This is a genomic window from Dyella jiangningensis, from assembly GCF_003264855.1.
GTDB lineage: Bacteria > Pseudomonadota > Gammaproteobacteria > Xanthomonadales > Rhodanobacteraceae > Dyella > Dyella jiangningensis_C.
In genome coordinates, this window is sequence record NZ_NFZS01000001.1 from 2150619 (window position 1) to 2170999 (window position 20381).

A 20381-nucleotide genomic window follows, 5' to 3' on the forward strand; every position below is an offset into this window, starting at 1 on the left:
TAATTTACTTGCGCATCAGTTATTTGCGATGAATTTATAATTTCTTCCGTATCTCTATCTGAGACGCTTCGCCAGAGCAGAAGTGCAATCAGGAGCGTTCGCCCGGGCGATCCACTCAGATCGACCGGGCGCAGAGGCCTGCGCGTCGAACAAATGGGCTTCCCCTGCCAGTCTGCATCGGGCTTTGTGGACCCTTTTCAAGGCCGCGGCGGATTTATGGAAAAGCCCATTTGGGACCCGCGCCCAATAGGGACCGCGGGGCGAGACACCAACCCTTGGAAGTCTTGTTCTCGCCGGTCACGAGCGAGTTCAGCGCGTCAGCCTTGAGCCCGAAGCGCACGCAGTATCAGATGCAGCTCAAAGGCGCCGGCCCGGTCGAACTCGAAACGGCCGCGGTCACCGCGATTGCCACGGAGGATGTCGTGCTTGCCGCGGCCATCGTGACGGTTGTGGACCGCATTCCGCGCAATGACCGTCCGTTTTCCGTCGCCGACTTCGCCGAGCGGATATGGGGCCGGCAGCACGCCGAAGTCACGGCAAAGCTCAAGGGCGTGATCCACGCCGAACGCACCGCGCGCGCCGCCGACAACGAATTTGTCCGCGGCAAGGCCGATCCGCTCGTGAACCTTTCCAACCAGCTTGCCGCGCGTGCGATTGCCGAAGCCACGCCCGAGGGGGCATGAACCGCTCGCACATGCCCGGGTCCGTCCCGAACGTCCGCAAGGCGAAGGCGATCCACGAAACGAAGCGCGCGGAGCGCACCGCAAAGATCAACAAGCCCAAGACGCGCGCGGCGGCGACGAAGTGCCCGCGCTGAAAGAATCGGGGCTCTCCGCCGTGGATGCATCATGCAACGTGCCTCCGTTGGCGGCGGGGAGCCCTGACCAAACAGTCGAAGCCGGCGCGCAGACGGGACGGGGTGATGGCGCCTGCGCGCCGGCCGAGGCTGGCTCACGCCAAGCGCAACGCACGCGCGAGGCGATGGCCCGGCTATGGGCCGATCCCGACTGCCGCGCGCACATATCCGCGCTGATGAAAGCGCGCTGGCAGAATCCTAGCTATCGGGCGCGCGCCGGTGAGCAAAACCGGGGTCAAAAAGTGCACTCTGACCCCGGTTTTTGAGGTGGTTTTAAGCGCCGCTTGAAGGATAAGTCAGAGACTTTTCGTCAGGGCGTGCTGTTTGGTGGGACAGAACACCATGGCTGGCGCGTCTGCCTTGGCAATCTCCACGGTGACATGCACCAGCTCTTCATGGACCGCCAGATACCCGCGCACCACTGCTGGCGACAGAGGTTGGTCCGTTACCAGGCCGAGGATGCAGGCGTAACGGCCTTTGCCGACACGCCAGACATGTAGATCGGTGATGGCTGTGCCAGGGAGCTTTTCAGCAACCACTTCCCGGATCTCTTCGACCACCGGGGCGTCCATGTCCGCATCGAGCAGGACGCGGCTGGACTGCTTGATCAGACTGACCGCCCACTGGGCCACCAGCACGGCGCCGACAATGCCCATGACGGGATCCAGCCACTGGATGCCGAGGAACTTGCCGCCCACGAGCGCCAGGATGGCTAGCACGGAGGTGGCCGCATCCGCCATCACATGCAGGTAGGCCGAGCGTAAGTTCAGGTCATGGTGATGGTCGTGGCTGGCGTGATCATGAGCATGTCCATGGTCGTGACCGTGATGGTGGGCATCCTTCAACAGCCAGGCGCACAGCAGGTTCACCAGCAAGCCCACCACCGCGATCGGGATGGCTTGGTCGTAGTGAATGGGGGCCGGGTGCACCAGGTGCTCCACGGACTGAACCAGCATCAGGACCGCCACGACGCCCAGCAGAAGGGCGCTGCTGTAACCGCCCAGCACCTCGATCTTCCACGTGCCAAAGGCAAAGCGCCGATCCGTGGCCAGCCGGCGGGCAAGCACATAGGCACCCGCCGATACCCCCAGCGCGAGGGCATGGGAGCTCATGTGCCAGCCATCGGCCAGGAGCGCCATGGAGTTGAGGGCGTAACCGCCAACGATCTCCACCACCATCATGATCGAGGTGATGACGACGGCCCGCAGGGTGTTCTTCTCGGCCAGAGGATTGCCCTCGTTGAACTGGTGGGAGTGCTGGAAGGGCTTGGGGTCGGGCATGGTCACAGGAGCTATCTCAAAGAAGGTATACCCCCCTATACTATGCACCTCGTCAGGAGATCACCATGTCTCACACCGTCCAGAACAAGAAATCCCTGATCACCCGCGTGCGCCGGATCGGCGGGCAAGTGGCCTCATTGGAGAATGCCTTGGAGGCCGATGCGGACTGTGACGTGGTGTTGCAACAAGCGGCCTCGATCCGTGGGGCGGTCCAGGGGCTCATGAGCCTGCTGCTGGAAGATCACCTGCGGGAACATGTGGCCGCCAGCAATCCGAAGGCCTTGAAAGAGTTGGAGCCCGTGATGGCGGTGCTGCGCAGCTACCTGCGGTGACCCTTTATAGGTGGGGTGCGATAGTGAGGTTGCGCGGCTATGGGGGCATGTGAGTTACGCCCGGTATCCGCGTTCAGTTGGTCTGACTCGCCGCCTCCTGAAAAGCGAGCGTGGTTCGCGGGATGATTCGGAGCGCATTGTTGGTCTGCCGCACAGATACATCGAATTCTGATCGATAGGCATCAAGTCAATGTCTGCTGACGTGCGTGTCGGTACAGAGTCGACTCGCTGTGTGGTGATCACTGACAGGCCGGGCGGATGCTTTTTGCTACTTTCGACAAGCCACTGCGGCTCTGCTGAAGGCCGTCGCTAGTGGCCTCGACACCATGTCGAGAAGCGCGGGCCGCATGAGCGGCAACTCATACGACCCGCTGACCATCACCAACTAGCTTAGAGTTGATCATGGCTATCCGCGATCATACGGGACACATTCGCCCGTCCATTCCCCTCGATGGCACCCTCACTTCCTGTTCCGGCATCCAGCGTGCCAAGTCCAGGGCAGCTCACAGCCGCGCGTGTCAGCTTTCGCCGACAACGGCTATAGGCGGTGGATAAATCCCGCGCTCCCCGCTGCAAGGCTTGATACCAAGCCGGAAGTGAGCATTTCCCGCACCCAGTGATCGTTTTCGCGACGCATCGGCCTGCTTGCCGCTGCGCCGCATCTCAGCGATCACTTACATCGTCCCCGGCATATGCCGACACGGAAGCCTGTAGGGCTTGATCCGTCGTTGAGCCGTGCCTGACAGGAAAGGAAGCCTTATGTACCTCATCAAGATCGATCCGCTGATGGACTTTGACTCGTCGGAATTGCTACGCAGCCCCGGCGAGGTGCTGCTGACCGATTATCTCCAGCCAAATGCCATGCCGCTCGCACGCTTCGCGCGCCGCACTGGTATTCCCATGACCATGTTGCGGCAGATCAGCCTCGGGGCACGGCACATCGACGCCGAGCAGGCGTTGCGTCTGTCGATGGCGTTGGAGCCGACGGCGGCGTACTGGCTGGTACTGCAGGCGCGCTACGACTTGGCGTTGGTGAGCGCGCTGTGGGAAGGCCGTCGGCCTCCGAAGTAGGGTCGGGTGTGAGATATCAGAGCGGGTATGACCCGCGAAAAGTAGCCGCCTAGAAGTCCGTAGTTCTACTTAAGCGGAATCCGTTGAACTGCGGATACCAGTGCCATTTCGTGGCCAATACGCATGGCCACCGCACGCGGCCAGAGTGCTTATTTTGCCATCGCGATTACACGCTGTTTCCACGGGCATTGCGCCAAGCTGACGGACGCACCAAGTGTCGGACATCGCCCAGATGGCGTTGGGCGAGCGCGTGTCATCACACCGCCCAGGGAGTACGAAGGTGATGAACCAGCGTTTTGTTGGGCGCCGCCTCAGCGCGGCGCAGTTCACCGTTGCCGTGCGTGGTCTACGCGTGTCGCCTCGCAATATCGAGCTTGCCCGTGCAGCCTTGGTCGATGGCGTTCCGACATCGGTACTGGCGGCCCAGTCGCAATTGACTCGTGGCGCCATTGATCGCACGGTGCGCCGCATCTATGAGGCCCATCTCGCAAGACACGACGCCCCCATGGAGTGGCGCGAAGTGCACCTCACGGTGCCTCGTAGCATGGCGGAGCGATTTGAAGCCCAGGCGGCCGCCGTGATTGCCGAGCATGACTTTGCGCGCCGCCTCGAAGTCGCCGTCGGCCGGCAGTCTTCAGGCAAAAGAGGGGCGGGCGGATAAAGCGGCATCGTGGGCAGCTGCACACATCCGGAGTGCATGCACTGGCTTCCACATCGGGCTCACCGCACCGAGGAGGCTTGTGCATCCTCGGCACGGTCATGCCTGCTAGTCGTCGAGGTCGTCGGCCTTGACGATGGCGATGCCATTGGTGGCGGCGCTGTTGAGCGTGACGCTGCTCTTCAAATCGAAATTGCCGTCGTCATCGACATTAAAGATGGAGACATGCGATGCGGGCCCGTTGCTGTCGATGACCGCTGCGAGATTGTCACGATAGGTGATATCGGTGGGCGCGCCGTTGAACGACGCGATGACAGCGGCCTCTTGCACGATGGAGCGCCCTGACACCACGTAGCGCGACACCGAGTGACTGGGCGAATTGGCCGAGAAGAGGTATGGCCCATCCAGGGCAACCCAACACGGCGCCATCTGCGTACCGGAGCCGGTGACAGTCAGCACGGCGTCGTTGCGCACGAGGCCGATTTCGTTGGCGTGCGCAATGGTCACGTAGGCGTTGTCACCGCGCGTGGCAAGTCCGAAGGGTGCGTTGACGTTCACCGGGATATTGGCCACCAGGTGGGTCGCGCCCGCCACCGCGCCGCCGTTCGCCAGGTTGACCGTTTCGATGGCATTGCTTTTCTCGGTGATGATCAGCTGACCACCGATGACGCCCACCTGGGCTGCAGAGCCGTCGGCATGGACCAGTTGCGCATGACCGTCAGCGACCGGGTCGACGCCGCGGCGATCGATGGCGTGGGATTCGATATGGGTGGCCGTAAGAATGTAGAGATGGTGATGGCCGAAGGCGACGCTGACCGGGTTGCTGATCGCCGGCACCAGCTTGGCCCACTGCAGCGGGGCGATGTCGCTGTTCTTTCGGAAGATCGATACATTGCCTGATCCGAAATTGACGACTGCAAGCAGGTCGTGGTTCTGCGCGATGCCACCGGCGTTGCCGCTCACGCCTCCGGTGCCGCCGGTTTTCGCCTGTTCGATCAGCACGCCATGGGTGTTGTAGACAAGCAGCGCGTTATTGGTCGCGTTCGATGCGGTAACGATGAGATCGCCATCGTTCCATTGCGCGCCATCGCGCGCATGGACGGCACCCGCCACCATACAAGCGAGCAGCGCTGATCCAATGATTGCCTTGTTCATGATTGTTCCCCGATGCAAGCGTAGGTAATTGCGGCAATGCGAATTGCCGCGCCAGTTCGCCAACAGCGACCGCACATGTCGGTCATCAGTTATTCGACTGACTTGCCGGGTTGGTTACGTCGCAGGGAACAAAGTCACGCGAGAGGGAAGAAGAAGGCGCCAAGAGTTCGCTTGCGCGTGTCGCCCATGAAGCACTTTGGTTCTCGCGTTCAAGAGGCGGTTATCGCGCTTCGCGCGGATGCTCTTGTTTTTTTGCAGATAAACGGTGGGCCTTGGAGCAGTGCCTGACACTGGGACGACTTGTGGGAGATCGATATGCCGACCGCTTTTGGCGCACTCCTTGGGCCGCCTCGCAGACGTGCCTGGCGAAATGGGCCGGCGCACAGACGCTGCGCCGGCCCATTCGTCTTGCGTTGCTTACAGATCCACGCCGAGGCCGGCACCCACCGACGTCTGCGAGCTGCTGGCCGTGGCGCCCACGCTGACGTGCATGCGACTGCCCAGCGGTGCGGCATAACCCACCGAGATCGCGGAGCGGCCCGACTGCATGCCTACGCCTGCCGCAAGGCGTCCGTTGCCGGTGGCGCCTGCCGCATTGATCGCCATCTGGGTCGACGCCGCGCTCATCGCACCTTCCTCATCAATGTGCCTGTTGACCTGCTGGAACTGGTCGTTGGTCTTGCTCATCAGCTGGTTGGCGTAGGCGTTGGCGGCGTTCAAGGTCTGCTGGGAGCTGGCATCCGTATAGCTCTTGGCCGTCTGCAGCGCCGCGTTCACCTGGGTCGAAACCTGGCCGACATTGGCCGCATCGGTGGCATTCACGCCAGCAGCAACATTGGTGATCTGGCGCTGGTTGGTGGCGGAGCCGACGGAGACGGTGTTGGCCGTATCAGCCACCGAGCCCTGGCCCAGGGCCACGGCGTTGTTGGCCGTCACCGATGCGCCTTGGCCGATGGCCGTACCCGAGGCTGCGGTGACGCTGGTGTCGGCGCCGACTGCCACGGCATTGGTCGCCGCTGCGCTGATCGTGGCGTTGCTGCCCACGGCCGTGCTGCCGTTGGCGCCGATCACCGCACCGTTGCCGATGGCGGTGTCGCGCCCGTCGGTGGCGACGCTGCTGTGACCCACGGCCAAGCCATTGCCGGTGCCCATCGGGGCGCCACCCGTCACTGCGGTGGCAATCTGATTGCTCAGATTGGTGATGCTGGTCAGTGCTCCCGTCATGCTGCTGTCCAGTGCGGAGAGGGCGCCGCCCACGTCGCTATAGGTCGAGCCCTGGACCAGGTACGAAGGCGCGGTGAAACCACTCGCACCGTAGCTTGCCGAGCCACCCAGCAGCTGTGCAACGGCGCTGCCCATGGCGCCCATCGAGCCATTCACGGTGGTACCCATGCCAGTCAGGGCCAGGTTCAGCTGGGCCACGTTGACCGCATCGGTGTCGGCGGTGCCAGCGGAGACATTGGTGATACGGCTGGTGAACTTGGTGCCACCCGTGCTGCCGTCATTACCCACCGACACCGTGTTGCTGGTCTCGGCCAGGGCGCCGGCACCCAAGGCGACTGCGTTACTGGCTGTGGCTTTGGCACTGGCGCCCAGCGAGACCGAGCTAATGGCCGTGGTTTGCGCACTGGCGCCCAACGCGAGCGAGTTGCTGGACGAGGTAAGCGAACCGTAGCCCAACGCAACTGCGCCAGTGGTCTGCGCGGCCGCGCCGGACTGCGTCTTCACTGCTGCGTTAGTGCCGATTGCCACGGAGTTGGTCGGCATATAGTTCTGCGGCGCTGTCGGGTAGTTATACAAACCGTTGAAATCGAAGACCGAGGCACCCGATCCAAGCGCAACGTCATTCTTGCCTGCCAAAGCCTGCGCACCCACCGCCGTACCGGATTGCGCTGCAATGGTTTGGTTACCGAGGGCCGTAGTGTTGGCGTAGTAGTGACTAACCCCAGCGGTATCCTGGTACGCCAGGCTCATCGCATTGTTGCCCAGGGAGACTGAGCCGCTGCCGTCGCCGACCGCACTGTTACCAATGGCGATGCCCCAGGTGCCCATCGCTTCGGAGTAATTGCCAATGGCAATTGTGTCTCTCGAACCAGTGAGCGCGAAGGGACCAATGGCGACCGCCGACCCTCCCACGGTGGTCATGGCGTTGAGTCCGATCGCGACCGAGGCGCCCGTCTGAGTCATCGCGTAGTAACCGATCGCAATGGACTGGTCACCCATGGCGGACGAGTAAGCACCGACACCCACCGACGATGTACCGCTGGTATAGGAGTAAGGGCCGACAGCCACCGACCCACCGCCTGCTGCAGTGGCCGTGTAGCCGCTGGCGACGCTCTCGTTACCGAGCGCCTGTGCCGAAAAGCCCGTGGCTACGGCGGCCGAGCCCTGCGCCAGCGACGCAACGCCCATGGCCATGCTGTAATCGCCTGTGGCCGTAGCGGAGTTGCCCATGGCCACGGAGTTCGCACCCATCGACACGGTGCCCACGCCAAGAGCGATGGAGCCGTGGCCCGAAGCCACCGCACTGGCGCCGATGGCCGTGGCGAGATCACCGGTGGCGGCCGCGGCCTGCGGGTTGCCGGATGCATCGAAGAATTCCGCGTTACCGCTAGTGTCGACCGCCACGCCACCCATCGCCACGCTGCTGCGACCGGTCGCCTGCGCATTGGCGCCAACGGCCACCGTGTTGAAGTTCGTGGCACCTGCGCCGAAGCCGATCGCCGTTGCATAGTCGGCACCGGTGTAAGCGCTATGGCCGATCGCCGACGCGCCGACGCCGATCGCCTGCGTGTTGCCGCCCAGCGCCGTGGTGTAGTCGTCCGAAGCGTAGCTGTGGTAGCCCAGGGCTGCGCTTTCGGCGCCCAGGGCCGTGCTGAGCGTACCGATGGCGGCACTGTTGGTGCCGAGTGACAGGCTGCTGTAGCCCACGGTGACGCTTCCGTCGCCCACGGCCATGCTCATCGCGCCAGCGGCCACGCTATTGGCGCCGATCGACTGGGCGTTGTCGGTGCCATCGGCGGCGCCGTCGGCAGAGAAATAGACAGGCGTGCCGGGAACAGGCGTAGGTACGATAGTTTGTGGCGTCACTTGGCCTGCTGCCATCGCAGGGGTCGCCGAAAGCGCCATACCGATGGCCAGCGACAGCGCCGCCACGCCGGACTGCACGCGCTTGGCACGACCGCCCTTGCCGTTGGCCTTGGCGAACTCGCTGGCAACGATGGTGGCGCCCAGCGACTTGCTCCAGATCTTGCTGTGAATCTTGTTCATTGAATTTCTCGGAATGTTGGATCCGCGATGGATGTCCCCGCGCGTCGATAGTTGGCAGCGGGACGCGTCATACAGCGGATGTCGGACGTCTTGTCGTCCAGAAGTGAGATGAGATGGCGCCGACTTCCGTGACTCGAGGACAAGCCGTCCCCGCGGCGGCTTCAAGAAGCCACCCAAGTCGAAAGGAAGATCCACCTGTCAGGAGCCCGGGGTAGGCCGAGCTCCTGGCAGTTCAGGCAGGCGCCCGACCGCTTACTGGTAGCTGGCCACCACGCTGACTCCGCTGAAGATCGCGTTGGCACCCGTGACGGTCAGGTAGTAGGTACCTGCCGCCGGCAGACGGATTGTCACCGATTCGGTGTTGGTGTTCGCATGCGCCGACATGTAGTCGTACGACGTGGCGCTGGCAGCGCTACCGTTCTTTTCATAGATCGACACGTCACCCGTGCCGCCCGAGGTGCGGAACGTCAGGGTGGTCTTGCCGGCTGGCACCGTCAGGTAGAACTGCTGTGCAACACCGGGCGTGCCCTGCGTGGTGACTGCAACATTGTTGGTCAGCTGGGTGGGTGTCGGCGGCGGCGTGGCGCCCGACGGCGGCGTGCCGTCACCCCAGGTATAGGCCAGCAGGTTGAACGCGCTGATGTCGAGCGAACCAAAGCCCGTGGTCAAGTCCCAACCCGCAGCGGCGTTGTTGCCATAGGTCGTGCCAGCGTAATACACGCCGTTGTTGCCCGTTGTCACGTCATGAAACACGGACGGGTGGCTCGGGAAATCCGCATACATGTGGCTCGCCGGGAAGCCGATCGAGTTGTTTGCGTAGGTCTGTGCGCGCGCGAACGTACCAACGAAGATCGGTGAGGCAAGGCTGGTGCCGCCGACGCCATACTTCTGGCCCTGGATATAGATGACAGCACCCGTGACCGACGAGGCATCGAAAGCGATGTCCGGCACCTGGCGCGCGGTCGCGCCCAGCACCGAGGCCTGCCATGCGGGCGCCGCCTCGAACGCGCTCACGCCACCACCGGTGGCCCAGATGCGGTTGTTGCCATCACCGGCATCCGCGATGCCGTCATTCCAGGCGATTTCGCCCGCATAGGCGGTACCGTTAGTGGTCACTTCGGTGCCGCCGACGGCGATCACGTTCGGCGACGTCGCCGGCTCACTCTGCGAATAGTTGCTGAGGCTGAACGGTGCGGGCAGAACCACGCCAGCGTTGGTTTCGAATTCGCCACCGGTCGCGGTGTACACGCCCTGGTCACCGGAAGAAACCGAGAAGGTCTGACCCTGCGCCACGGCCTGGGCGAAGATCGCGTCGTCCGCCGCCTGGTTGCCCGCCTCGTGGGATGCCGTCTCGTCTTCGCCCAGCGACACGTTGATGATCTTGGCGATGTTGTCGGTGACCGCCTTGTTATAGGCGGCCGTGATGCCGGCGTCGGTCAGTTCGTCATCTGCGCCGCCATAGAGACCATTGGCCACATCGTAGAACACCAACTGCTTGACGCCGCCCGAGGTGCCCGTGATGGTCTGCGAATCCAGGTTCCACTCGCCGTCACCGCCCGGATCATCGGAGAAGTCCTTCTCACCCGAAAGCGTCACCTTCACTACCTTGGTGTTGACCGGATTCAGGCCGTTGACCGTCGTCATGGTGTTCAGATCCGCCAGCGTCTGGGTCAGGTCGCCCCAGGTGATGATGCCCACCGTGGTGTTGTAGGCCGTCGGCGTGTTGCCGGCGTCATAGATCAGCGGGAACTGCGTCGGCGGATGCAGCACATTGGTCGGGCCGGTCTGCGTGGTCTGCGGAGCCGCCGAGGAAATCTGTGCACCGATGTGGCTGAGCGGATGCTTCACGCTGACGTTCTGCAGGCCGGTCACTGCGCCGATGATGCCGCTCAAAGCCTGCGGCACCATGGCGTCGCTGTCGTTGGCGAACTTCAGCTTGCCATTCTCGGTGTACGACTTCATCGTCGCATTGAACGCGGTGCTCACGGCGGCGGCATTGCCGTCGGCATACACCAGGGTGTTGTTCGGCGAAACTTCGATGTTGGTGAAACCCGACTGCTGCAGGTGCGCCACGACGGCCTGCACCTGCGCGTCGGTCGGCGCGTAAGCCGCCTTGAACTGGTCCGGGGTAAGGAACTTGCGGTAGTTGGCGCTGCCTGGCGTATTCACGCTCTTGTTGAAGGCCTGCAGCTGGTCGACGTTGCGCAGGTTCACGCTGACGGCCACATGCATCACCTTGCTGCTGTCCAGCGCCGTGACCTGCGCTTTCACGGCAGGCTTGCCGTGCGCATTGATCACATAACCAGAGGCAGACGCCTGACCGACGCCGGTGGGCGACACCGATGCGGCCTTCAAAAGCGCAGCGTGCGTCTTGATGGGAGCCCACGAGGTGGCGGTGGCCGCATGGCCGCACAACGGGCTCACTGCCAGGGCAAGCGCCATGGGCAGCAATGCCTTGTTGCAGGTCTTCAGCTCTTGAATACGTCCAAACATCTTTTATCCCCGAAAAAAAGAAATGGAAGGCCGCCGCAGCGAACGCTGCCGGAAGCCTCGTTTTTGACATGCGCCGCAAGGCGCGTACGCAAAGCGCAGAGGGCGCCATTCGGTGAAGCGAACAAGGCGTGCTGCTTGCCGATGCGATGCATGCATCGTTACGCCGGATCACCCACCTCCCCGTGAGTGCAATCCACCAAGCGCTGCTCGCCGTTGCTGACTCCGTCCGCCAATCGCCAGTGGACCGGCGATCCTCCCGAGCCAACATTCCGCCCAAGCGTGGTTGGCTGTCATCCACACAACATCGCGGTACCTAACCAAAATCGGTGAGCTGCCAACGAAGTAGCGGAGCTCATTGTTTCGATTCGAAACTTCCTGCGAAATCGGTCTCACTCCCACGGGCGGGAGTGCAGTTCGAGGTGGTTCCCGGAGCCCGTTGGCACGAGTGCGCAATGAGTGCCGCGTGGCGCCGGAATGGGTGAGGGAACCGCGAGGATTCGGTGCGCGACAGGCGCAGCGTTACGGAATCGGCGGCCGCGATAATCGGTGCCTGGCCGATGGGCGGTTTCTAGAGATCGCCGGACGCGGCAGCACCGCTGTCGCCAATGCAACAGGAACGAGCAATGACGGGGAAAATCGATCTATCGGATGCTATGACCGAATTTCGTTCAAGCCCTTCGGTTGGCGTCACGAAGGGCAGGGCGAAATGACAGATGTCTAGCCCGGGCACTAGGGTCTCTTGACGAACAAATAGCCCGTGCCACGTGAGGTGAGCAGCGGGTTTTGCCCGCAGTTGGCATCGCCGAGCTTGCGCCGAAGGCGATAGACGAGCATGTCGAGCCGATGGTGGTCAAAGGAGAAGGGATCTTCACCCAGCGCTTCGATGAGCGCTTCGCGCGTCACGGGTGATCCATCGGCGCCGATCAAGGCATTCACGATGGAACGCTCCGTCGATGTCAACGCGAAGATTGCCCCGTTCGGCGCCACGAGACACCAGCCGGTGGTGTCCAGATGCCATTCGCTCGGCGCGGCCGGGGGCGCACCACTCGCTGCGGAAAGGCGTCGGGCAAGGCTGCGCAACGTCACCGCAAGCACGTCGACATCCATCGGTTTGGGCAAATACATGTCCGCTCCATCCGATAGGGCCTGAATGCAATCCTGTCGCTCGACGCTGGATGTGAGCATGACCAGGCCGATCTTTGCATCGAGTTGCCGCAAGTGCCGGACAATATTGAGGCCGCTGTCGTCCGGCAGTCCGATATCCAGCACGATGATGTCGAACTGGCGCGACAGCATGATCTTGTAGAGCTCGCCGGCCGAACCGGCGCCCACCACGTCGAAGCCGAAATCGCAAAGCCCCGGGACGAGCACCGCTTCGCGAAAGCGCTCTTCGTCCTCCACGATCGCCACGCGCAGGGCGGCTGTTACCGGAGGGATATCATGTTGCTTCAGGCCGGGCATCGTCATTCCATCGAGTGCGCTGGACGAACACGCGGGATGTCGATCTAAGCCATCCGAGGATGCACTGGCAATAGGAGACTTTACCCATGCGGCTCGCATCCGGCGCGGTGACGAGTCTGCGGACCGCTTCATGCGCCGGCGCCTTGGGCTGTCTCAATGCGCTCCAGCAAAGGAAGTCGCAACTGGAACGTTGTGCCCTCGCCAAGCTTGCTGTCGATCGTCACGCTGCCGGCGGCATCGGCAAGGATGTCGTATACCGCGGAAAGGCCAAGGCCCGTGCCATAGCCCCACGGCTTGGTCGTGTAAAAGGGTTCGAAAGCATGCTGCTGGACTTCTTCGCTCATGCCGCTACCTGTGTCCTGCACCGCGAGCGTCAGCATCTTCTCGTTGACATCCTCGCCCAGCCGAATGATGAATTCGCCTCCGTGCGGCATGGCATCGGCGGCGTTGGCTGCCAGGTTAAGCAGCACCAATTCGAACTGACCTCGATCCATCGTGACATGCAGGCCGGTTTTCGGGGCTTCCAGGCGAAGACGTGTGTTCTTGGCGAAAAACTGGTGCAGCATCGGCTGCAACTCATGCACCGCGATCGCCGCATCGAAGGTGTCGGATCGAACGACATCCTTGCGTCCAAAGGTGAGCAACTTTCGGCTGATGGACAGCGCGCGCCTGGCCTGCAGCTCGATGTCCTCCATCGCCCCCATGACGGCAGGCATGCCGCGATCGGCCAGGCGATCGCGATGGGCGGCATAACCGAGCACCACGTTCAGCACATTGTGGAAGTCGTGCGCCACGCCGGTGGCGATGCGGCCCACTGCTTCGAGCTTCTGGGCGTGAATGAGGTGGTCCTGTGCCTTCTCACGCATGACGATTTCTTGCCCCAGGTGGGCATTGAGCTTTTCCAGTTCCAGCCCTCGCAGCTGGGACTCGGTCAAGGCTGCGCGCAGAGGTGCCATAGTCTGGTCGACGATGACCGCGGTAATCAGGAAGACCATCGTGCGCTCTATTCGCAGCGTGATGAGCGGTACAAGGCTCGCCGGATGAGCAGCGATGACCACTGCGACCAAGCCCAGGGTCATGCAGGCTACCAGCGCCAGGTAGGTCATCCACAACGCTCTTCTGCCCAGTATTTGTCCGGCCAGAGCGAGAACGATCCAGGTGGTCGGATCTCCCGCGGGTTGATTTAGCCCAGCGGTCACCATTTCGCCGCTCGCGAAGACACCAAGGAGGATGGTCAGGAATTGCAGGGCGGCTTGGCGGAAATGACCGCGCCTCGTCAGGAAGAGGCCGGTCCATGCGGATGCCGTGATCAGCGCGTCCGTCCCCACATCCAGCACCTGGTAAAGAAGTGGCTCCCTGTGCATCTCGGCACCGAGCATTTTCGCGCCATACGACGCGACCTTAAGCGCAGGAACGACGATGCCGACGGTCACGAACAGCAGCTGCATGAACGATGCGTAGTGCTGGCCGATCGGATCGGAAATGGGGGTGCTGTTCAACCAGCTGCGCAATCGGTGCCACATGGCGTTTCAACCCCATTTCCGTTGGTGTGAGAGTTCGCGAGTGGAGCTCGAAGCACTGTTCCGCGGCCGAGTGCAAGTGGTGCGTCGGCGGCGGTCGCCAGCGCGGAAGGACTGTCGCAGCGAAGTGGCTCCGCGCGTGTTCGCGGATCGCGGCACGTGTCGCGACAGCGATTCGCCGGAGGAGATTGCGGCAGCCTCCAGATAGCGAGGGCGAAGGAGCGTGGCGCTGTGAACGGACAGGGCTATCTGGCGCAGGTGCGATCGGCAGGCTCGCAAGCGGAGGCACCGTCCATCCATAGTGCGCGAGAAATTGTGTCTCTTCCGCGTCATCGTACGAGGAGCTGTGTGGCCTGCTTGGCCGATAAGGGATTCACCAACGGCGGCGTAGTTTTCTTCTCTAGCCACACGACCGCAATTCCTTGCGACTCACAGTACGCCTCAATCTTGTTCCGACATGACTACCTGTCGAGGCTATCGACCCGAAACATGGCCACCCCATCCAAGATGGGGGGCATGACCAAAGAAATGCGAAAGGTCGCCGGGCGTGACGCATTCCGGCCTGCCTGCCGGGAGCGCTTCGCCATCCGAATGCCTCCCGTGTGTGTCCGATGAATACAGCGAACAGAGCTACGTAAATTTACGCTGCCAGAGCCACGTAGATTTGCCGTCACACCCTTTGGGCTTTCGCGCGCATGATCAGCAGGTTGGCTGCGCCGTGGAAAAGCGATCTCCATTCAACGAGTGGTTCCGAAGCGCTCGTTGCGCATGTCGAGTTGGCATGAAAGCGACCGGGCAGGGGCGTTGCCGTTAGCAGGTAACTCACATGGCTACACACGCATCGCCAGATTTCGTTGCAGAGATTTGCCTGCTTCCCACGGCGTTCGGCGACTGCCGGGGCCACCTTTCGGGCGGCGCATGGCGGACCGTGTTGGAAATAGACCACGAGTTCTGGTCCGCGACCGTCCACTTCGACGGGGAGCATGTGCCGGGCGAATCGTTCGAGGCCGAGGTCTGGCTGCTCCTGCCGGAGGTGGCACTTCCGATGTTCGAGCAAGGCGTGCGCTTTGCTTTGTGGGAGGACGAGTCCGAGGCACTGGGCATCGTGAAGCGGCTGACTCGCGCTTGCGTGCGAGAGGGCGTGGATCGGCGCGGAAACCGTCGTAACCAGTAGACACCTTCGACTATGTGCGCGCCGCGATCTGGTCGCGCCAGTCAAGGGGAAGGGGCGATCTCTCTTAGCCTATGGCGTCCCTGCGTTATGCCGCTCGCGGTGCGGAGAAGCCGGTCATCATCCACTGGACACCTTTCGTCACGTTCTTCTTGTTGCTCCAGTCTTGCTCCTCCATTGTCGAACGCCAGTATGCCGGTCTGATGATGCGCACTGCATCTCCATGGCCGACCAAAAGCGAGGTCCATATGGCGATTCGGAAATGGAAGATGGATGTTCCAACTTTGATGAGGAACGCAGGTATCGTTTTGATACTCGGTGCCTCGCCTGCATGGGCATTCGCACAGGGCGAGCCGTTGAGGTCGGTGACCAAACCTCTGTCGGCGCCGAAATTGTTCCCGCCTGAAACCCAATGGCCTGGTGGTGACGATTCGGCGCCTGCGTTTACGCCCGACGGCAATACCGTGTTCTTTACCCATCGGGACGAGGCCATCACCATCATGATGGCGACGCGGCATGAAGGCGCCTGGTCCAAGCCGCAGGTGGCGCCGTTTTCCGGACGCTGGCGTGACATCGAGCCGGCCATGGCGCCCGACGGCTCTTACCTGGTGTTCGTTTCCAATCGTCCTGCGAAGCCGGGCGGTGCGCTTCTCGACGGTTATTTCGGTGGCAAGGTGCAATCGGGCAAGGGCGGCAATATCTGGCGCGTCGATCGTCGAGGCGATGGTTGGGGCGAGCCTCAGCGGTTGCCTGACATCATCAACAGCAACTCGGCCATTTATTCGCCAGCCGTTGCCGGCGATGGAAGCATCTACTTCAACCAGCCGGATCCGGTAACGAAGAAGAGTCACATCTATCGCGCTCAGGCCAAGGGCGATGGATTCGAGAAGCCCGTGGCGCTGTCGATCAGCGACGGAACGCATCCCGGCTACGACGTGGCAGTGGCGCCGGATGAATCCTTCCTTGTGTTCTCAGCCAACCGTGAGCCTGCGGCGAAGAATCAAGCGTTGCTGTTCATCGCCTTTGCGAAGGACGGCCAATGGAGCGAGCCGCAAGCGCTCGATCCGCATCTCGAGGGCATCGAGGCGAGGCTTAGTCCCGACCTCACGACGCTCTACTTCGAGGCCGACGATATCGCGAAGGGCAACGCGCATGGCCGTATCTTCCAAGTGCCTTTGAAGGCCTACGTGTCCGCGCACGGCGATTGATCCGGGCATGATGAGGCGATTGCTGAGCCACACGGCAGAGAGCTGCATCCAGCTCACCATTCGCCGGGGGATGTTCGCTTGCGCCGGTCGTACGCGTCTCGACGCCCGCGGCCATGGCGGTGCGCCGAACCATGGCCGCGGGCGTCCGGGAGGGTGCGCAAAGGCGGGCGCAGGTGATCCGGCCTGGGCATTTCCGATCGTCCATTGACTCCATGCGCTCCGTGTCGTAGTTCTGGCATCGATCCACAGGAGTCATGCGCTTGCCGGTCGCCTTACTCATCGTGCTGCTCACGGCGCATCTGGCGCTGGCCTACGCCTGTGGTCGTGCCGAGGCGGTGCCGCCCCAGCTTGCCATGTTGCTGGTGCAGGCGATGGCGGCGTGGGCGGTATTCACGCGCTATCGGCGCAGCCCGTCGCTGATCCGCCTGCCGTGGCTGCTGCTGGCCGTGGCCGTGCTGATGCAGATGTTGTGGGACAGCACGAACGTGCTGGCGACCGTGCTGGGAGATACGGACGGCTATCTGGCCGCGCTCGCGACCGTGCTGTCGGGGCTGTACGTCATCCCTTGCATGTTCATGTCGACGCGCTCGTTTACGCAGCATGAGCCGCGCGCCGTGGCCGTCCTCGATCTGCTGCTGTTGTGCATGGTGGCCGCGCTGGTCTACCACTTCTTCACCACGCTGTTGAGCGGGCCGCTGGCTGCCGATCCAGCCAGCATCCAGGTAGTAGTCGCCCAGGCCGACGCCATCGATTTTTCGCTGGCCGCCATGGCCATCGTGCGCCTGCTTGGCGCGCGAAGCTTCCGCTGGCGTTTCTTCTACTACACGGCCGGCGCCTATCTGCTGGTCAATGCGATCGTGGCCTGTATCTACAACCGGATCGAAATGCACGGCCTGCCGTGGTGGGCAGGATCACTGATCGATGTGCCGCACACCTTGCTGGTGGTGCTGGCGCTGCGTCAGCCGCCGCGGTGGTTGCGCTCCTATCATCCGTCGCTGGCTGTGTCCCAGACCATCGCCTCGTTCGCGCCGATTCTGCTGTCGACGATGGTGGTCATGCTGTGCATCAGCACGTCGCGCATCAACTTCGTGCCGAGCTTGCTGGTCGGCGCGTCGGCCGTGTTGTTCTATGGACTGCGCGTGGCGTTCATCCAGAGCCGCCAGATCGATCACCAGCGCGCGATCGACCAAAGCGCATGGCGACTGGAGCAGCAGGTCGGTCGAGATCCGCTCACCGGGATCGCCAATCGCACCACGCTGGACAAGGGCCTGCGTGAAGCCTTGGAAGAGGGACGGCGGACCGGCCGGTTCTGCTCGCTGCTGATGATCGATATCGATTACTTCAAGCAATACAACGACAGCCTCGGCCACATCGCTGGCGACGCGTGTCTGGTGCAGGTGGCCGGCGCGCTGAGCCGCAGCCGGGTGCGCGTGCACGACCTGGTGGCACGCTACGGTGGCGAAGAGTTCGCCATCGTGCTGATCGACACCAGCCGGGAGATGGCCCAAGAGGTTGCGCGCCGTTTGATCGTCGCGATCGAGCAGTTGCAGATTGCCCATCCGGCGTGTCCCCTCGGACGCCTCTCGATCAGCATCGGGCTGGCCGCACAGGCCGAACACACGCCGGTCGACCCGGTCTCCATGCTGGCGGAAGCCGATCACGCGCTGTATCGCGCCAAGCGCAATGGCCGCAATCGTTTCGAGGCTGCTGGCGAGGATGATCCTTCGGCCTCGCTGGCCGATGCGAGCAGCGCCTAGTGGGATCAGGTAACCGGCGCACCGGCGATGCGAGCGTTCGGCTGCTTGCACCTGATGGTTCCGCCCTATGGTCTTAAAAAGTGAGACGCCGCCGTAGGACAGTGTCGTGAACCCGGTTAAGCTTGCCGGCCCTCGAATCTCCTGTCTCGCGAATCGCCCGATGAATCTCCGCATCACCCTTCTGGTCGCCGCGCTCGCCTGCGGCCTGGCATCGCCCGCCGCTTGGGCCGGCAAATCACTGACGCATGCCGTGCATGTGGGGTCGTACCGCGTCGAGCGCGATGTGAAGCCCGGACGCAACAAGGTGGTGGGCACGCTGTCCAATACCGGGCACGTGCGCGTGCATACCGCCAAGGTCAGCTTTCGGCTGTACGACGCCAAGGGACACGTGGTGGGCCGCGCCAGCGACCAGGTGCACAACCTCAAGCCGGGACAGACGTGGAAATTCCACGCGCTCGCACGCGGCAACGTCAGCCGTGCGCGACTGGTCAAGGTCGAGGCGGAGTAGCGCCTCGACCTTGACCGCCTCAAAGCAACCCGGGCCTGGGCGGTTCAGTGCGACCAGGACGAGTGCAGGATGACGCTGCAGATGTCGACGCGCTGGAATGCCGGGTCCTTGCATGCCAGGAAGTCGTCGTTGAACGTTCCGAACGTGGTGGCCGGGCGATCCTTCAGGCTTTCGTAGAAGGTATCGATGATGCGCTGCTTGAAGCGTTCTTCGCGCGGATAGGCCGCCACCACCGCTTCGCGTTCCTCGGCGGTGAACTGGTCGTACGCGCGGCCGGCGACGTCCATGCCGGCGCCTACGTGGAGCAGCGCGGCTTCCGGATGCAGGAATTCTGGGATGCCGGGCGTGGTATGCAACGCGATGGCCGTCCATACCTTGTGGACGTCCACATCGGCGATGCCGTGGCTGCGAAGGAAATCGCGCGCGGCGTTGGCGCCATCCACTTCGAAGCGCAGCGCGCTGGCATGGAAGCCTTCGGTGAGGCCGAAGTCATGGAACATCGCGCCGACGTACAGCAGTTCCGGGTCGAAGGCGAGCGCACGGCGGCGGGCGAGCAGGGCACTCCACAGGTACACCCGCATCGAGTGCTGGTAGAGCAGGTCGCTCGCCGTATCGCGTAGAAGTTGCGTCGCCTCCCGCGCCATCGCGCTGTCGGGGATGCGTACGCCGTGAATGCTGGGCATGGTTCTGTCCCTCGCTCAGTGATCCGCACCGCGGGCCGCGGCCGGCGGATTGCGGAAGCTGATGGCGAGCCGGTTGTAGGCATTCATCAGGCCGATGGCGATGGTCAGGTCGACCAGTTCCTTTTCGTTGAACACCTTGGTGGCCTGCTCGAAATCCTCGTCCGGCACGCCGGTGTGCGCCACGTTCGTGACAGACTCGGCCCAGGCCAGGGCGGACCGTTCCCTGAGGTCGAACAGTGCGCCGGCTTCGCGCCACGCCTGGAGCAACGCGAGCTTCTCGATGGCGACGCCTTTCTTCAGCAGGTCGCGCGTGTGCATGTCGAGGCAGTACGCGCAGCCGTTGATCTGGCTGATGCGCAGGTAGACGAGATCGATCAGGCGGGGATCGAGACCGGATTTGGCGACATAGCCGTAGACATCGCCGAGCGCCTTGACGCCGGCGGGCGATACCTGGGCGTAGTTGATGCGTTGAGACATGGGGACTACTTCTGCGTGGTGGTCAAGGGGGCGTCGTTGGTATCCACGACGAATACGGCGAGCAGCTTGGCGGGTTCGGTCTTGCTCGCGTTGCGGCTGACCCGATGACGGGCGCCGGGCTCCTCGTAGAACGACTGGCCCGCGGTGTAGACGCGTGCCGGCTGGTCATTCACCTGGCTCTCGATCGCGCCCGAGACGACATAGGCATAGATGAAGGCCGACTTGGCGTGGCTGTGCGGAAGCGATGCGGCGCCCGGCGGATACGTCACCTCCACGGCGATGATGGATTTGCCGGGGATGTTGGTGATGGCGTGGGAGAAGTTCGGCGTGACCGTCTCGTCAGGTGCGTGCGCCTGTGCGGCGGCCATGAACATGAGTGCGGTGGAGGCCAGCAGTGCTGAACGGAATCGCTTTTTCATGAGTGGCGTAGGGAGTTGGGTTGGAGCTATCCTGCGACGCCACAGGTGCAATGAAAAGAACC

At 62.9% G+C, this 20381-nt stretch carries 18 protein-coding genes; 9 read left to right on the forward strand and 9 right to left on the reverse strand.

Going from position 1 to position 20381, the window contains the following annotated elements:
- Positions 1–275 precede the first annotated feature (275 nt).
- Positions 276–683: a hypothetical protein gene (locus CA260_RS09625; protein ID WP_146745304.1), complete on the forward strand. Its 408-nt coding sequence runs from the start codon at positions 276–278 to the stop codon at positions 681–683.
- The gene (locus CA260_RS21135; RefSeq protein WP_172461769.1) at positions 680–817 is read left to right on the forward strand and encodes a hypothetical protein; all 138 of its coding nucleotides are present in this window, start codon (positions 680–682) and stop codon (positions 815–817) included. The genes CA260_RS09625 and CA260_RS21135 overlap by 4 nt, the downstream gene beginning before the upstream one ends.
- Positions 818–1152: 335 nt before the next feature.
- On the opposite strand, the gene dmeF is transcribed toward CA260_RS21135, so the two are convergent.
- Complete coding sequence (gene dmeF / locus CA260_RS09630; protein WP_111982532.1) at positions 1153–2136, reverse strand: CDF family Co(II)/Ni(II) efflux transporter DmeF; 984 nt, start codon at positions 2134–2136, stop codon at positions 1153–1155.
- 65 nt (positions 2137–2201) lie between these two features.
- Here dmeF and CA260_RS09635 point away from each other — a divergent pair, with 65 nt between their 5' ends.
- From CA260_RS09635 to CA260_RS09645, 3 genes are all read left to right on the forward strand, one after another.
- The gene (locus CA260_RS09635) at positions 2202–2468 is read left to right on the forward strand and encodes a metal/formaldehyde-sensitive transcriptional repressor (protein ID WP_111982534.1); all 267 of its coding nucleotides are present in this window, start codon (positions 2202–2204) and stop codon (positions 2466–2468) included.
- Positions 2469–3227: 759 nt separating this feature from the next.
- Positions 3228–3539 carry a HigA family addiction module antitoxin gene (locus CA260_RS09640; protein ID WP_111982536.1) on the forward strand — a complete coding sequence of 104 codons (312 nt, stop codon included), beginning with the start codon at positions 3228–3230 and terminating at the stop codon, positions 3537–3539.
- A 283-nt stretch (positions 3540–3822) separates the two neighbouring features.
- Complete coding sequence (locus CA260_RS09645; protein ID WP_172461770.1) at positions 3823–4200, forward strand: TrfB-related DNA-binding protein; 378 nt, start codon at positions 3823–3825, stop codon at positions 4198–4200.
- Positions 4201–4305: 105 nt separating this feature from the next.
- On the opposite strand, the gene CA260_RS09650 is transcribed toward CA260_RS09645, so the two are convergent.
- The 5 genes from CA260_RS09650 to CA260_RS09670 form a co-directional block, all read right to left on the reverse strand.
- Entirely contained in the window at positions 4306–5415 is a 1110-nt protein-coding gene (locus CA260_RS09650; protein ID WP_172461771.1) for a hypothetical protein, read from the reverse strand.
- A 354-nt stretch (positions 5416–5769) separates the two neighbouring features.
- Positions 5770–8622 carry an ESPR-type extended signal peptide-containing protein gene (locus CA260_RS09655; protein ID WP_111982542.1) on the reverse strand — a complete coding sequence of 951 codons (2853 nt, stop codon included), beginning with the start codon at positions 8620–8622 and terminating at the stop codon, positions 5770–5772.
- Positions 8623–8874: 252 nt separating this feature from the next.
- The gene (locus CA260_RS09660; RefSeq protein ID WP_111982544.1) at positions 8875–11115 is read right to left on the reverse strand and encodes a protease pro-enzyme activation domain-containing protein; all 2241 of its coding nucleotides are present in this window, start codon (positions 11113–11115) and stop codon (positions 8875–8877) included.
- A 729-nt stretch (positions 11116–11844) separates the two neighbouring features.
- Positions 11845–12576, reverse strand: coding sequence for a response regulator transcription factor (locus tag CA260_RS09665; RefSeq protein WP_111982546.1), 732 nt, complete (start codon positions 12574–12576; stop codon positions 11845–11847).
- 128 nt (positions 12577–12704) lie between these two features.
- Positions 12705–14099: a sensor histidine kinase gene (locus CA260_RS09670; RefSeq protein ID WP_111982548.1), complete on the reverse strand. Its 1395-nt coding sequence runs from the start codon at positions 14097–14099 to the stop codon at positions 12705–12707.
- A gap of 823 nt (positions 14100–14922) precedes the next feature.
- Between CA260_RS09670 and CA260_RS09675 the strand changes: the two genes are divergently transcribed.
- The 4 genes from CA260_RS09675 (at position 14923) to CA260_RS09690 (ending at position 18740) form a co-directional block, all read left to right on the forward strand.
- Entirely contained in the window at positions 14923–15270 is a 348-nt protein-coding gene (locus CA260_RS09675) for a hypothetical protein (protein ID WP_191983771.1), read from the forward strand.
- Between the two features lie 71 nt (positions 15271–15341).
- On the forward strand, positions 15342–16475 hold the full coding sequence (locus CA260_RS09680) for a TolB family protein (protein ID WP_111982550.1): 1134 nt from the start codon (positions 15342–15344) through the stop codon (positions 16473–16475).
- 260 nt (positions 16476–16735) lie between these two features.
- Positions 16736–18232: a GGDEF domain-containing protein gene (locus CA260_RS09685; protein WP_172461772.1), complete on the forward strand. Its 1497-nt coding sequence runs from the start codon at positions 16736–16738 to the stop codon at positions 18230–18232.
- 160 nt (positions 18233–18392) lie between these two features.
- Positions 18393–18740, forward strand: coding sequence for an FxLYD domain-containing protein (locus CA260_RS09690; protein WP_111982554.1), 348 nt, complete (start codon positions 18393–18395; stop codon positions 18738–18740).
- 44 nt (positions 18741–18784) lie between these two features.
- Here CA260_RS09690 and CA260_RS09695 read toward each other — a convergent pair whose 3' ends face one another.
- Genes CA260_RS09695 through CA260_RS09705 form a run of 3 tightly spaced genes read right to left on the reverse strand, consistent with a single transcriptional unit; the run spans position 18785 to position 20319 of the window.
- Positions 18785–19423 carry an HD domain-containing protein gene (locus CA260_RS09695; protein ID WP_111982556.1) on the reverse strand — a complete coding sequence of 213 codons (639 nt, stop codon included), beginning with the start codon at positions 19421–19423 and terminating at the stop codon, positions 18785–18787.
- 15 nt (positions 19424–19438) lie between these two features.
- Positions 19439–19900, reverse strand: a complete 462-nt coding sequence (locus tag CA260_RS09700) for a carboxymuconolactone decarboxylase family protein (protein ID WP_111982558.1) — start codon at positions 19898–19900, stop codon at positions 19439–19441.
- 5 nt (positions 19901–19905) lie between these two features.
- Entirely contained in the window at positions 19906–20319 is a 414-nt protein-coding gene (locus CA260_RS09705) for a cupin domain-containing protein (protein ID WP_111982560.1), read from the reverse strand.
- Positions 20320–20381 lie beyond the last annotated feature (62 nt).